11 protein-coding genes are annotated in these 13488 nt (G+C 64.7%); 7 read left to right on the forward strand and 4 right to left on the reverse strand.

Annotation, left to right across the window (positions count from 1 at the left end; genetic code table 11):
- The first annotated feature begins 75 nt into the window (after positions 1-75).
- Positions 76-2916, forward strand: coding sequence for an Rne/Rng family ribonuclease (locus BUB39_RS16315; protein ID WP_073055323.1), 2841 nt, complete (start codon positions 76-78; stop codon positions 2914-2916).
- A 65-nt stretch (positions 2917-2981) separates the two neighbouring features.
- On the opposite strand, the gene BUB39_RS16320 is transcribed toward BUB39_RS16315, so the two are convergent.
- Positions 2982-3413: an organic hydroperoxide resistance protein gene (locus BUB39_RS16320; protein ID WP_073055325.1), complete on the reverse strand. Its 432-nt coding sequence runs from the start codon at positions 3411-3413 to the stop codon at positions 2982-2984.
- Positions 3414-3644: 231 nt separating this feature from the next.
- Here BUB39_RS16320 and BUB39_RS16325 point away from each other — a divergent pair, with 231 nt between their 5' ends.
- From BUB39_RS16325 to BUB39_RS16340, 3 genes are all read left to right on the forward strand, one after another.
- Positions 3645-4049 carry an NADH:ubiquinone oxidoreductase subunit NDUFA12 gene (locus BUB39_RS16325; protein WP_073055662.1) on the forward strand — a complete coding sequence of 135 codons (405 nt, stop codon included), beginning with the start codon at positions 3645-3647 and terminating at the stop codon, positions 4047-4049.
- Positions 4050-4238: 189 nt separating this feature from the next.
- Positions 4239-4679 (forward strand): VOC family protein, encoded by a 441-nt coding sequence (locus BUB39_RS16330; protein ID WP_073055327.1) that lies wholly within the window; start codon positions 4239-4241, stop codon positions 4677-4679.
- Between the two features lie 718 nt (positions 4680-5397).
- Positions 5398-9111, forward strand: coding sequence for a vitamin B12-dependent ribonucleotide reductase (locus BUB39_RS16340; protein ID WP_073055331.1), 3714 nt, complete (start codon positions 5398-5400; stop codon positions 9109-9111).
- Positions 9112-9329: 218 nt separating this feature from the next.
- Here the strand turns inward: BUB39_RS16340 and BUB39_RS16345 are convergent, their stop codons facing one another.
- Entirely contained in the window at positions 9330-9833 is a 504-nt protein-coding gene (locus BUB39_RS16345) for a GNAT family N-acetyltransferase (RefSeq protein ID WP_073055334.1), read from the reverse strand.
- A gap of 133 nt (positions 9834-9966) precedes the next feature.
- Here BUB39_RS16345 and BUB39_RS25515 point away from each other — a divergent pair, with 133 nt between their 5' ends.
- Positions 9967-10143 (forward strand): hypothetical protein, encoded by a 177-nt coding sequence (locus tag BUB39_RS25515; RefSeq protein ID WP_175561885.1) that lies wholly within the window; start codon positions 9967-9969, stop codon positions 10141-10143.
- Between the two features lie 88 nt (positions 10144-10231).
- Positions 10232-10411, forward strand: a complete 180-nt coding sequence (locus BUB39_RS16350) for a hypothetical protein (RefSeq protein WP_073055337.1) — start codon at positions 10232-10234, stop codon at positions 10409-10411.
- 60 nt (positions 10412-10471) lie between these two features.
- Here the strand turns inward: BUB39_RS16350 and BUB39_RS16355 are convergent, their stop codons facing one another.
- Positions 10472-10804 carry a phasin family protein gene (locus BUB39_RS16355; RefSeq protein WP_073055340.1) on the reverse strand — a complete coding sequence of 111 codons (333 nt, stop codon included), beginning with the start codon at positions 10802-10804 and terminating at the stop codon, positions 10472-10474.
- Between the two features lie 403 nt (positions 10805-11207).
- On the opposite strand from BUB39_RS16355, the gene BUB39_RS16360 reads away from it, so the two are divergent.
- Positions 11208-12803, forward strand: a complete 1596-nt coding sequence (locus BUB39_RS16360; RefSeq protein WP_073055664.1) for a D-alanyl-D-alanine carboxypeptidase — start codon at positions 11208-11210, stop codon at positions 12801-12803.
- A 54-nt stretch (positions 12804-12857) separates the two neighbouring features.
- Here BUB39_RS16360 and BUB39_RS16365 read toward each other — a convergent pair whose 3' ends face one another.
- A complete protein-coding gene (locus BUB39_RS16365; RefSeq protein ID WP_084527486.1) occupies positions 12858-13487 on the reverse strand; it encodes a DnaJ domain-containing protein in 630 nt (209 codons plus the stop codon).
- Position 13488 lies beyond the last annotated feature (1 nt).

Below are 13488 nucleotides of genomic sequence, written 5' to 3' on the forward strand. Positions count from 1 at the left end.
TCGCGCAGCACGCGCGGCATCGGCGCAATGCGCCGGCCGCAGCGTGGAGCGCCGGAGTCATGGAGACATTCCGCCATGGCCAACAAGATGCTCATCGATGCCACCCACCCGGAGGAGACCCGGGTCGTGGTGGTCCGCGGCAGCCGGGTCGAGGAATTCGACTTCGAATCCGCGTCGCGCAAGCAGCTGCGCGGCAATATCTATCTCGCCAAGGTAACGCGGGTCGAACCCTCGCTTCAGGCGGCCTTCGTCGAATATGGCGGCAACCGCCACGGCTTCCTCGCCTTCTCGGAAATCCATCCGGACTACTATCAGATCCCGGTTGCCGACCGGCAGGCGTTGATCGAGGCCGAAGAGCAGGAAGAGCGCGAGGCCGACGAGCGCGCCGCCCGCCAGCAGGCGCGGCGCCAGCAGCGCGGCCGTCCGGCCAGCGCCAAGAGCGAGAGCGTTTCGGCTGAACCCACAGAGGGCGCCGAACACCATGACGGCGAGCACGCCGCGACCGAGGGTTCGTCCCCGGACGAACACGAGACCATTTCCGCCGCCGAAGACGTGAGCGAGGCGCCGCGGGCCCCCGCTGAAGCGTCATCCGACGAGCATGAGGCGCCGGCGTCCGAGGACAATGGCGGCGACAGCTTCGCGCATCTCGAGGCGCCGGCCTCCGACCACAGCGTCGAGGAAATCGGCCACGACGAGGAAGAAGAGAATCCCGAGGACGCCGTCGAGTCGGTCGGCGCCGAGGACGCGCTCGAGGAATTGCCCGAGCGTCGCCGCGCCCGCGCCCGGCAGTACAAGATCCAGGAAGTCATCAAGCGCCGCCAGGTCTTGCTCGTTCAGGTCGTCAAGGAAGAGCGTGGCAACAAGGGCGCCGCGCTCACCACCTATCTGTCGCTCGCCGGCCGCTATTCGGTTCTGATGCCGAACACCGCGCGTGGCGGCGGCATCTCGCGCAAGATCACCAACACGGCCGACCGCAAGCGCCTCAAGGAAGTCGCCCAGGATCTCGACGTGCCGGAAGGCATGGGCGTCATCCTGCGCACGGCCGGCGCCTCGCGCACCAAGGCCGAGGTCAAGCGCGACTTCGAATATCTGCTGCGCCTTTGGGAGAATGTGCGCGAGCTGACGCTGCGCTCGGCGGCGCCGACCCTCGTCTATGAGGAAGGCAGCCTGATCAAGCGCTCCATCCGCGACCTCTACAACAAGGACATCGACGAGGTTCTCGTCGCCGGCGACGACGGCTATCGCGAGGCCAAAGACTTCATGCGCATGCTCATGCCGAGCCATGCCAAGAATGTTCAGCCCTATCGCGAGACGCAGCCGATCTTCGCGCGCTATGGCATCGAGACACAACTCGACGCGATGTTCTCGCCGCAGGTGACACTGAAGTCCGGCGGCTATCTTGTCATCAACCAGACCGAGGCGCTGGTCGCCATCGACGTCAATTCAGGACGGTCGACGCGCGAGCACAATATCGAAGACACCGCCTACCAGACCAATCTGGAGGCGGCCGAAGAGGTCGCCCGCCAGTTGCGCCTGCGCGATCTCGCCGGCCTCATCGTGATCGATTTCATCGACATGGAGGAGAAGCGGAACAACCGCGCCGTCGAGAACAAGCTGAAGACGGCCCTCAAGAATGATCGCGCGCGCATCCAGGTCGGCCGGATCTCGCATTTCGGCCTGATGGAGATGTCGCGCCAGCGCATCCGCACCGGCGTTGTCGAGAGCTCGATGGAGGTGTGCCCGCACTGCCATGGCACCGGCCATGTCCGCGCGCCGGCTTCCGTCGCCCTCCATGTGCTGCGCTCGGTCGAAGACACGCTCCTCAAGGGCGCCACGCACGATCTCATCATCCGCACCCGCACGGCGGTGGCGCTCTATATTCTCAACCAGAAGCGCGGCCATCTCGCCGAGATTGAAGAGCGCTTCGGCATCGCGATCACCGTGCTGGCCGACGACGCCGTGACGGCCGCGACGCACTACACTGTCGAGCGCGGCGAGCCCGTCGTTCCCCGCGAGATGCCGGTGCGTGACGCTCGCGCGATCGTGCAGCCCGATTCGATCGAGCCGGATGACGAGGTCGAGATCGACGAGCCGGTCGAGAGCGAGGAAGCCGAGAGCGAGGCCGAGAGCGAAAAGCCGGCTGGCGCCCAGGACGATGCCGGCGGTCGGCGCAAGCGCCGTCGCCGTCGCCGTCGGCGGAGCGGTGATGCGCCGCGCGATGGCCAGTCTGAAGGCCAGCATGAGGGCGAGGATGATCACGAGGACGGCGAAGAAGGCGAGGACGCTGTTGCGGCTCCCGCTACTGAGTCGGCCGAAGGCGATGACGAGGCCGAAGCCGGCGAGAGCGGCGAAGGCGAAGGCACCGATGCCGAAAATGAGGCCAAGCGTCGCCGTCGTCGCGGCCGTCGCGGCGGTCGTCGTGGTCGGCGCGAGAATGGCGAAGGCGTTGCCGCCGAGGGCGAGGTCGAGACCACGTCCGACGCTGCCCAGCCGGGCTTCGACGCGGATCAGCCGCGGCTCGAACTTGATGAGACGGGCGAACTCCAGTCGACGATCTATGTCGAGGACGAGCCCGAGGGCATCCGCGACATCGATCCGGAGGATGCCGGCGAGCGTCTGATTGCCCGCGATGTCCCGGTTGCCGACATTGCCGAGTATGAGGCGCCGTTGTTCGACGATATCGACGACGAGCCGGCGCTGGACATGCCGGAAGTCGGCGACGACGAGGATGACGAGCCCGAAGACGAGACGTCGGATCTCCGTGTGATCGACGAAGACTCGATCGAGGAAGCCGAAGGCCCGCAGGAGCCTGACGAATCGGTCGTGCCGCCGGATGCGCCGAGCGACCCGGTCTCCGACACGGTCGAAGAAGACACGCGGCCGAAGCGCGTTGGATGGTGGCGCCGCCGCAGCTGAGCGGTTCGCAACAGCGCCTAGAAAATGAATGAAGGGCCCGGCAATGCCGGGCCCTTCTCTTTTCGTCAGCCGGCCCGGACGGTCAGGCCGACATCGAGATTGCCGCGCGTCGCTTCCGAATAGGGGCAGACGATATGGGCTTTTGCCACGAGGTCCTCGGCAAGCGTCTGTTCGACGCCCGGGATCGACACTTCGAGCGCAACATCGAGGCTGAAGCCGGTGCCATCGTCGCGCGGGCCGATGCCAACCTTGGCGCTGACCGAGGTTTCAGCCGGCAGCTTGACCTTCTGCTGACCGGCCACAAACTGCAGCGCGCCAAGGAAGCAGGCGGAATAGCCGGCAGCAAACAGCTTCTCGGGATTGGCGCCGGGGCCGCCCGGCCCACCGAGCTCCTTCGGCACGACGAGCTGGAAGTCAAGCTCGCCATCGGCCGAGCGGGTCCGACCAGCGCGCCCGCCACCCGTTGCCGTCGCGGCCGTTTCGTAAAGAACCTTCATCACCTGCACTCCGCATGATCATCAAGAGCGGCTGCCCGCTCATGACCTTCTATCGCACACGATATAATCGTTGGCGATCTTTATTTTCGCATGATGGCCATGCAGGCGGCGCCCGGCGCGACGGATGAGCGCAATTCGCGGCCGAAGGCTGGATCGCGTGCCCGAGGCTTTGACTTGGCGGCCGCAGGGCGGCATAAGTCATCGAAATCCTTGCGAGAAGAAGGCGCCGACATGGGCTGGTTTCTGACCGAACTGTTCACCTGGTGGAACGGCCAGACCATGGGCACCAGATTCTATACCTGGCGTAAGGGCGAGCGCGTCGGCACCGACGAATTCGGCAATATCTATTATCGCACGCCGGATAAGGACCGCACCGCCGGCGGTTCGCCCGAGCGGCGGTGGGTGATCTATAACGGCTATTCCGAAGCATCGACGATCCCGACCGGCTGGCATGGCTGGATGCATCACCGCACGGACACGCCGCCGCCCTCCGTCGATTACAAGCCGCGCGAGTGGCAGAAGCCGCATATCCCGAACCTGACCGGGACACCCTATGCCTACCGGCCGAAGGGCTCGATCGTCGGCGCCGACCATCGACCGCGCGTTACCGGCGACTACGACGCCTGGACGCCGTAGCAGCCGCCATCGTCATCGACGGGGTCCCTGTCCCGTTTCTGCGATGCTACGCGGCTTGCTGCCACTGCCGGTTTGATCCGGCGAGGGCGATTCCGTCAGCCTGATCGGACGGCTTTGCGCTTCACGAACTGAGATCGGCAGCCGGCGGCAAGGCGGCGCCCATCTGCCCGTCACGGCATGAGTTCCGATATGGCTGAACGGCCGCCACAGACTGGCTGGGCACCCATGGTGCCCGAACTCCTGGTTGAAGACTTCGAACAAAGCCTCGTCTTCTGGCGCGATGCGCTCGGCTTTCGGGTCGCCTATGCGCGGCCGGAGCAGCATTTCGCCTATCCGGAGCGGCCCGAGGGCGCGCAGGTCATGCTGTGCCAGCGCGCCGGCAACTGGGAGACCGGTCCGCTCGAACGGCCTTTCGGTCGCGGTGTCATGTTCCAGGTCTATGTCGCCGATCTCGCATCGATCGAGGCGCGGCTGGCCGACCAGGGAACGCCGCTGCACCACGGTCCGCGCGAAGTCTGGCGCCGCACCGGCGACCGCGAGAGCGGCCAGCGCGAGATCTTCGTCCTCGATCCCGACGGCTATCTGATCATGATGGCTCAGCGAATCGGCGAGCGACCGCTGTCCGATTGACGGCGAAGCGCAACAGGCCGGGCAATATCAGCGTCGCCTACAACTCGCTTCCGGTCGGCTTCGAATTGGCCAGGCACCGCGTTGCCGTGCGCGAAATGAGCCGTCTCGACGATCGGCTGACGGACGTGTGGCGATCGGGCCGCACTTTGCCGAAACTGTGGACATCGATCCGACACGTGACGCCACGATGACGGAGTTCTTCACCGCTCGTCCACAGACCGCTCTGTGTCGACACTCCCGGCAAGCCCTTGTCCTGTCTCGGCTTCGTCGAATGTCCCCGCTGATGATCCCCAGAATGCACCGAGCCTTGCTGCTGCCCAGCGATGCAATACGATATGTAGCCGCCCAAGCTTCGGGCACCACTATTCCTTGACGCTTCGGCGGGACTCGGCATAGCTTCCGAAGCGTTAAGGGCGCTGCGCCCACATGGACGGCGCGTTCGGAGTTCCCCCCAATCTTGTGATCGTATTGGAAGCGCGGAGCAGGCGTATGCTCTGCGCGGGGCGGAGCATTTGTGGGCGTTGAAACAGGCGATTTTGCGTGTAAAAGACGGCTCTCAACACTATATTTAGAGTCTTGCGGTAGGGTACACACAAGATGAAGGAAATGGGCGGAACACCTGCCCTTCTCCGTCATTGATCAGGTTGGCAGCCGGTCGAGCTTGGACCGGTGGGCGTGCGCTGGGCAGCGGCGCGCTCGCACAAGAGGATGGACGACGATGCGGATCGAACGGCGCTTCACCACCAGCGGTCAGTCGGCTTATGCCGGGATCGAGTTCCGGACCACGAAGAGCGAGATCCGCAATCCGGATGGCTCGGTCGTGTTCCGCCTGGAGGGGATCGCGGTTCCCTCGACCTGGAGCCAGGTCGCGAGCGACATCATCGCGCAGAAATATTTCCGCAAGGCCGGCGTGCCGGCGCGGCTGAAGCGCGTCGAGGAAAACGACGTTCCCTCCTTCCTGTGGCGCTCGGTCGCCGACGAGAAGGCGCTGGCCGATCTGCCCGAGGCCGAGCGCACTGTCGGTGAAGTCGATTCGCGCCAGGTGTTCGATCGTCTCGCCGGCACCTGGACCTATTGGGGCTGGAAGGGCGGCTATTTCGACAGCGAGGCCGACGCGCAGGCCTTCTTCGACGAGCATCGCTACATGCTGGCGACGCAGCGCGTCGCGCCGAACTCGCCGCAGTGGTTCAATACGGGCCTGCATTGGGCCTATGGCATCGACGGGCCGAGCCAGGGCCATTTCTATGTCGACTACAAGACCGGCAAGCTGACCCGCTCGAAAAACTCCTACGAGCATCCGCAGCCGCATGCCTGCTTCATCCAGTCGGTGTCGGACGACCTCGTCAACGAGGGCGGCATCATGGACCTCTGGGTCCGCGAGGCACGGCTGTTCAAGTATGGTTCGGGCACCGGCTCCAATTTCTCGGCGCTGCGCGGCGAGGGCGAGAAGCTCTCGGGCGGCGGCAAGTCGTCGGGCCTGATGAGCTTCCTGAAGATCGGCGACCGCGCCGCCGGCGCCATCAAGTCGGGCGGCACGACGCGCCGCGCCGCGAAGATGGTCGTCGTCAACGCCGACCATCCGGATATCGAGAAGTACATCAACTGGAAGGTGCATGAGGAGCAGAAGGTCGCCGCGCTGGTGACCGGCTCCAAGATCAATGCGCAGCACCTCAAGGCCATCATGAAGGCCTGCGTCAACTGCGAGGGCTCGGGCGAGGATTGCTTCGATCCGGCCAAGAACCCCGCGCTGAAGCGTGAGATCCGCGCTGCCAAGAAGGCGCTGGTGCCGCAGAACTACATCCTGCGCGTCATCCAGTTTGCCAAGCAGGGCTATACCGACATCGAATTCCCGGTTTACGATACCGATTGGGACTCGGAGGCCTATCTGACGGTCTCGGGCCAGAACTCCAACAACTCGGTCTCGATCTCGGACGAGTTCCTGCGCGCAGTCGAGACCGACGGCGACTGGAAGCTGATGCGCCGCACCGACGGCAAGGTCTCGAAGACGCTGAAGGCGCGCGACCTCTGGGAACAGATCGGCCACGCCGCCTGGGCCTCGGCTGACCCGGGCCTCCATTTCAACACGACGATGAACGAGTGGCACACCAGCCCGGCTTCGGGGCGCATCAACGCCTCCAATCCGTGCTCGGAATACATGTTCCTCGACGACACGGCCTGCAATCTCGCCTCGCTCAACCTGCTGCAGTTCCGCGGCGCTGACGGCGCCTTCGATGTCGAGCGCTATATCCATGCCTGCCGGCTGTGGACGGTGGTGCTCGAGATCTCCGTCCTGATGGCGCAGTTCCCGTCGAAGGAGATCGCCGAGCTTTCCTACCAGTTCCGCACGCTCGGCCTCGGCTATGCCAATATCGGCGGCCTCTTGATGACCTCGGGCATTCCCTATGACTCGACCGAGGGCCGCGCCATCTGCGGCGCGCTGACCGCGATCATGACCGGAACCGCCTATGCGACCTCGGCCGAGATGGCCAAGGAACTCGGGCCGTTCCCCGGCTTCGCGAAGAACCGCGAGCCGATGCTGCGCGTCATCCGCAATCATCGCCGCGCCGCCCATGCGGTGACGCAGGGCTATGAGGGCCTCTCCACCCTCCCCGTCCCGCTCGACCATGACTCGATCAAGGACCAGCGCCTCTCCGACGCCGCCCGTTCGGCCTGGGATGCAGCGCTGTCGCTCGGCGAGCAGCATGGCTATCGCAACGCGCAGGCGACGGTCATCGCGCCGACCGGCACGATCGGCCTCGTGATGGATTGCGACACCACGGGCATCGAGCCGGACTTCGCGCTGGTGAAGTTCAAGAAGCTGGCCGGCGGCGGCTATTTCAAGATCATCAACCGCGCCGTGCCCGAGGCGCTGCGCACACTCGGTTATGCCGAGCACCAGATCGCCGAGATCGAGGCCTATGCGGTCGGCCATGCCTCGCTGCGCCAGTCGCCCGGCATCAACCACACCAGCCTCAAGGCCAAGGGCTTCACAGACGAGATCCTGGAGAAGCTCGAGGGCACGCTCGCCTCGGCCTTCGACATCAAGTTCGTCTTCAACAAGTGGTCGCTTGGCGAGGCGTTCTGCAAGGAAGGTCTCGGCTTCACCGAGGCGCAGCTGAACGACCCGGCCTTTGAGATGCTGCCGGCGCTCGGCTTCTCGAAGAAGGACATCGAGGCCGCGAATATCCATGTCTGCGGGGCGATGACGCTGGAAGGCGCGCCGCATCTGAAGCTCGAGCATTATGCGGTGTTCGATTGCGCCAACCCCTGCGGCAAGCTCGGCAAGCGCTATCTCTCGGTCGAGAGCCATATCCGCATGATGGCTGCGGCGCAGCCCTTCATCTCGGGCGCCATCTCCAAGACCATCAACATGCCGAACGATGCGACGGTCGAGGACGCCAAGAGCGCCTATATGCTGTCGTGGAAGCTGGCGCTGAAGGCCAACGCGCTCTATCGCGACGGTTCGAAGCTGTCGCAGCCGCTGAATTCGCAGATCCTCGCCGATGACGATGAGGACGCAGACGAGGCGATTGAAGCGCTGGTGGCAAAGCCCGCCGCAGCGCGCGCCGAGCAGATCGCCGAGCGCATCGTGGAGCGGATCATCGAGCGTGAGGTTCGCCGGCGCGAGAAGATGCCGGATCGCCGCACGGGCTACACCCAGAAGGCGAATGTCGGCGGCCACAAGGTCTATCTGCATACCGGCGAATATCGCGACGGCCGCCTCGGCGAGATCTTTATCGACATGCACAAGGAAGGCGCCGCCTTCCGCGCGATGATGAACAATTTCGCCATCGCCATCTCGCTCGGCCTGCAATATGGCGTGCCGCTCGAGGAATATGTCGAGGCCTTCGTGTTCACCCGCTTCGAGCCGGCCGGCATGGTCACCGGCAACGAGGCGATCAAGAACGCGACGTCGATCCTCGATTATGTCTTCCGCGAGCTCGCCGTGTCCTATCTCGGACGCAACGACCTCGCCCATGTCGTCCCTGAGGACAACAATGCGACGACGCTCGGCGGCGGCGACCAGCCGACCTCGCGTCCCGCGCCGGTCAGCCACGGCCTCGTCCGCGGCAAGACCGAGCGCTTCAAGCTGATCGAGCGGCCCGGCGATTCGAAGGGCGCCGCGACGGCTCCGGTAACGGCGGCCTCCGTCGTGACGGCCCTGCGCACGACCGGCCTCAGCGGCAGCGCCGCTGTCGCCTTCAAGCGCGATGTTGTCACAGAGACAGAGACGACCATCGAGACGACGGTCGGCATCGTCGAGTCGACGCCGTCCCAGCAGCCGAAATCCTCCGTCGCCGAACAGGCCGCGATTGCGCGCATGAAAGGCTATGAGGGCGAAAGCTGCACCGAATGCGCCAATTTCACGATGGTGCGCAACGGCACCTGCCTGAAGTGCGATACCTGCGGCAACACGAGCGGTTGCAGCTAAGACTTCATCCTGGTTTTCCGGTCCAGGGCTTCCTCCTTGAAGCCCTTGGGCCGGAGCCCGGGTGACGGCCGTCATTGTGATGGAATTCGGTTTAAGCTGGCAGGCAATCCCCGCCGCTTTCATTGCCGGTCAAACCCGGCGATGACAGCTCGATAAGGGTTCGACACGGGAACGTCTGATGCGCAAAACGGCGCCCGATTTCTGCTAAGCCGAACGCGTCAGGCTCCAAAAGCCGCGTGAAACCGTGCCTCGCCCTCGGCCTTCACCTCTCCGAACCCCAGCACCATGAAGTACTCCGGCGGCGGGCCTTCCAGGGTGACGGATCGATCGTTCTCGAAGCCGAAGCGACGGTAATAGCCGGGGTCGCCGAGGACGACGCAGCCTTTGGCGCCGCCGGCGCGGAGGCGGTCGAGGCCGGATGTGATCAGCGCAGTGCCAATACCGCCGCGTTGGCGCGACGGATCGACGGAGACCGGGCCAAGGCCAAACCAGCCATCGCTGGCCTCGCCGATCGTAACCGGCGAGAAAGCGACATGCCCGACGATCCTGCCATCCGCATCGATCGCTATCAGCGAAATCGTCAGGGCGCCGGCCATGCGCAAGGTGTCGACGATCGCCGCTTCGGTCCCTGCGCTGTAGGGACGGCCCGCAAAGGCGGCGGTGGTCAATGCCGAAATCGCGCTGCCATCCGCCGGTTGTTCGTCGCGCAGCGTCCAGTCCATCATTGTCCCTCCCTCGGCCCGGCTGCTTCTTCGGATCAGCGCAGCTCCGCCTGCCCTTCACGCAAGCGTGGCTGGCCGAACCGAACGACGTGACCTATCTCCGTGTCGTACAACGACTTCAGGGATAAGCGCCATGCGCACGCTGCTCATCGTTCTCGCTCTCGCATCGGCGGGAGCCGGGCTTTCGGCCTGTTCGTCCGACGGGACCATGTCGGCGCAGAACGCCGCGGCGATCCGGGCCTTCGAGCCGGTGAATTCCTGTGGTCCGGGCGGAACGCAGGACATCAACCAGTGCAGCAGCAATCGCTGACGGACGGTGTCTGCGTGATGGGCACCGATTTGCCCGGTGAGGCGGATCGGGCTATCTCAGGCAGGAACAATCCGCAGGAGGAAGTCCGTTGCGAACTCTGATCCTGACTCTTTTTCTCGGTGCGGTCGCCGTCGGCGCTGCCGGTTGCGCGGGGACCAGCGACCCCTATGACCCGGCGATCCGGGCCATGGAGCCGGTCAATGCCTGCGGCACCTTCGGCAGCGACAATATCAACCAGTGCCGCGGCCATCCTCAATCGAACAACTGACCAACAGCAAAAGGCCCGGCTGATGGCCGGGCCTGATCATGCAATGGAAGCCGGAGCGCGCTATTTCGGGATCTTGCCGAAAACGCTCTCGAACGGCCGATACGCATCCTTGGCGAAGTCGGTCATCATCGAGCCGATCTTGGTCAGTTCGCTGATATAGCCTTCATAGGTCGCCTTCAGATATTCGTTCTGAATCTCGACGGCCTTCTCGACGCTCTTGGCGGCAACGATCTTCTCGATCGCCGCGGCGCCGGTCTCATAGCTCTTCTTCTGATAATCGGCCGTCTCGACGGCGAGCGCCTGGATGCCCTTGCTCATGGCCTCCACGCTCTTCATCGCCTGCTCGATATTATCCTTCGAAGCCTTTTGAATGTCGTCGAAGCCCTTGATCATACTGAAATTCCCCGCCCACGCCCCCAGACTGGCGCAATAGGGAATATTCTTCCGAAATCGACGTGCCCTTGTCAAGCGAAATGCTGCAGTGCACAAAGGGTGGATGCCGCAATGCGGCGGCCGCGCCGGCGTAAGACTTCGATCTCTTTGGTAAATTTTTACGGATTCGTAACGGCGACTCCCTAGCCTCCAGGCAGATCAACGGGCAGGACGCAAAGGGCGGCTCAAACCTGACACCGTGGACGCAAGGCGGCTCAAAAACGCGGCCGACAAGGCCACTGATCTTCCTTTGTGACCATTCCTTTCGCCGGTGCCTCAAAAAAGTTCCGGTGCTCGTTGAAATTCGGTTAGGCGATGCCGGCCCCTCTGGCTGGCGCCGCGAGATTACGGAGTTTTGTTCGACATGCTGTGGGGTTCCAGCGCCTTCGGCCGGTTTCAGGCCCGGTCCGCCCGAGGCGCAGTCGCCGCCTTGATGGTTGCGGGTGCGATGGTCGCGACAACGGCGGCCGACGCCGTCGCCGCTCCGAAATCGGCGATTGTCGTCGACGGCAAGACCGGCAAAGTGCTCTACCAGAGCGACCCAGATGGCCTGCGCCACCCCGCCTCGCTCACCAAGATGATGACGCTGTACATGCTGTTCGGCGCGCTTGAGAGCGGCAAGATCAATCTGAATTCGCGGCTGACGGTTTCCGCATACGCTTCGCGCCAGGCGCCGACCAAGCTCGGCCTCAAGCCCGGATCGACGATCGCGGTTCGCGATGCGATGCTCGGCCTCATCACCCGCTCCGCCAATGATGCCGCCGTCGTCATCGCCGAAAATCTTGCCGGATCGGAAAGCGCCTTCGCCAGCCGCATGACGGCCACCGCCCGTTCGCTCGGCATGACGCGAACGACGTTTCGCAATGCCAACGGCCTGCCCAATCCGGACCAGTGGACGACGGCACGCGACATGGTCACGCTCGGCCGCGCGCTGCAGGAGCGCTATCCCAGCTATTATCGCTATTTCTCGACACGCAGCTTCGTCTACAACGGCAAGACGATCGGCAACCACAATCGGCTGCTCGGCAAGGTTGAGGGCGTGGACGGAATCAAGACGGGCTACACCAACGCGTCAGGATTCAACATCGTTTCATCCGTGAAGCGCGACAACCGCTTCATCGTCGCCGCTGTGATGGGCGGCGGCTCCGCCGCGTCCCGCGACAAGCAAATGGTCGGCATGATCGATCGCTATATGCCGACCGCCTATGCCGGACCTGCCAAGGGCGACTCGATGATTGCCCGCATGTTCAAGGGCAAGAGCGCCGGCCCTGTCGAGGATGTTCCGCCGCCGGTCGCCATCGCGAAGCCGGTGCTCGTGGCCGCTACCGAAGACGCGCCCGTGCAGACCGCGGCGCTCGCGCCGTCGCCCCGTATCCGCCCCGATGCCGAAGAAGCCGCGCCTGAGCCGGTTGCTCCGGTCGCCGCTGCGAAACCCCGCGCGACCCCGTCGGTCGTCGAAGCGTCGGCTGCGCAGATGCCGTCCGTCGCGCCCGAGCCGCTGGCGCTCGCTTCCGAAGAAGAGCCCGCCGATGGTCCGCGCATGGTCTTCGTGCAGGGCCCGAGCGGCAAGCCGGTTTCTCGCCCGGTCGTCGTCACCGCCTCGGTGACCGGCCCCGTCCCGACAGCCGATGACGAAAGCGCCTCGAATGACACCGGCGCCGTCGGCGAAGGTGACGCCGAGGATGCTGCCCCGGTTCGATCGGGCTCCGGCATTTCGGGCTGGAAGGTCCAGATTGCCGCCGCTCCGAGCGAAGATGGCGCCCAGTCGCTGCTCGACGCCGCCAAGGCCAAGGGTGGCAAGGCGCTCGCTGCCGCCATGCCGAGCATCGAAGCGGTCAAGAAGGGCGACTCCACGTTCTATCGCGCCCGCTTCGCTGGCTTCGAGAGCAAGGCCAAGGCGCGTGCCGCCTGCGACGCTCTCAAGAAGCGTGATGTCAGCTGCCTTGCCATTCCAGACTAAAGGTTTGGCCGTTCACCGCCTTAATCTTCTCCCTCTTTGTACTGCGTATGGGAGTTAGCGATGTCTGCCGAGGAGTCTTTCCTTCGCCTCGTTGATCTGGGCGGCCAGGAACGTCGAGCCGCCCTGATCGGGATGGACGCGCTTCATCAATCGCCGATAGGCCGCGCTGACTTCAGCCTCGGTGGCGCCGGGCGCAAGGCCAAGGATCTGGTAGGCCTGCTCATCTGTCATGGTGCCCGCGCCCGTCGGGCGGCGCGGCCCGCCTGCCGCGTCACGATCGACGTTTTCACGCCAGCCGGGCATCCGGCGATCGAGATAAGCTTCGAGGACTAGGCGGTCGCCTGGTCGGGCCGCAAGCTCGGCATGCAGCATCGCGAGTTCGCGTGGCGCCAGCTCATCGAGCCGGCGTCCGGAGAATCGCCCTGACGTCACCCGCCCGTCGATGATCCGGCCCCCGCGCTCCAGGAAGCGCGGCCGCCACAGAGACAGCGCGAAAACAATCAGCGGTACGCCGACGAAGAGCTTCCCCGTCGCGATCATCACGGCCGCCAGCGCCAGCAGCGTCCCGGCGGCGCCCTTGCGGATGGCGAGTTGCAGAGCCCCCTTCCCCTTGTTGCCGCCGAAAGTCCAGGCGAGCCAGATCCCGAGCGCGAGGACGGCGGCGAGCGGCAGAACGAGACCCATC

Source organism: Kaistia soli DSM 19436 (assembly GCF_900129325.1).
Lineage (GTDB): Bacteria > Pseudomonadota > Alphaproteobacteria > Rhizobiales > Kaistiaceae > Kaistia > Kaistia soli.

Bases quoted from the DNA above. Each gene is read 5' to 3' on its own strand.
- BUB39_RS16330 (WP_073055327.1), top strand. From the start codon at position 4,239: ATGGCTGAACGGCCGCCACAGACTGGCTGGGCACCCATGGTGCCCGAA.
- BUB39_RS16340 (WP_073055331.1), top strand. From the start codon at position 5,398: ATGCGGATCGAACGGCGCTTCACCACCAGCGGTCAGTCGGCTTATGCC.
- BUB39_RS16345 (WP_073055334.1), bottom strand. From the start codon at position 9,833: ATGGACTGGACGCTGCGCGACGAACAACCGGCGGATGGCAGCGCGATT.
- BUB39_RS16360 (WP_073055664.1), top strand. From the start codon at position 11,208: ATGCTGTGGGGTTCCAGCGCCTTCGGCCGGTTTCAGGCCCGGTCCGCC.
- BUB39_RS16325 (WP_073055662.1), top strand. From the start codon at position 3,645: ATGGGCTGGTTTCTGACCGAACTGTTCACCTGGTGGAACGGCCAGACC.
- BUB39_RS16365 (WP_084527486.1), bottom strand. From the start codon at position 13,487: ATGGGTCTCGTTCTGCCGCTCGCCGCCGTCCTCGCGCTCGGGATCTGG.
- BUB39_RS16355 (WP_073055340.1), bottom strand. From the start codon at position 10,804: ATGATCAAGGGCTTCGACGACATTCAAAAGGCTTCGAAGGATAATATC.
- BUB39_RS25515 (WP_175561885.1), top strand. From the start codon at position 9,967: ATGCGCACGCTGCTCATCGTTCTCGCTCTCGCATCGGCGGGAGCCGGG.
- BUB39_RS16315 (WP_073055323.1), top strand. From the start codon at position 76: ATGGCCAACAAGATGCTCATCGATGCCACCCACCCGGAGGAGACCCGG.
- BUB39_RS16320 (WP_073055325.1), bottom strand. From the start codon at position 3,413: ATGAAGGTTCTTTACGAAACGGCCGCGACGGCAACGGGTGGCGGGCGC.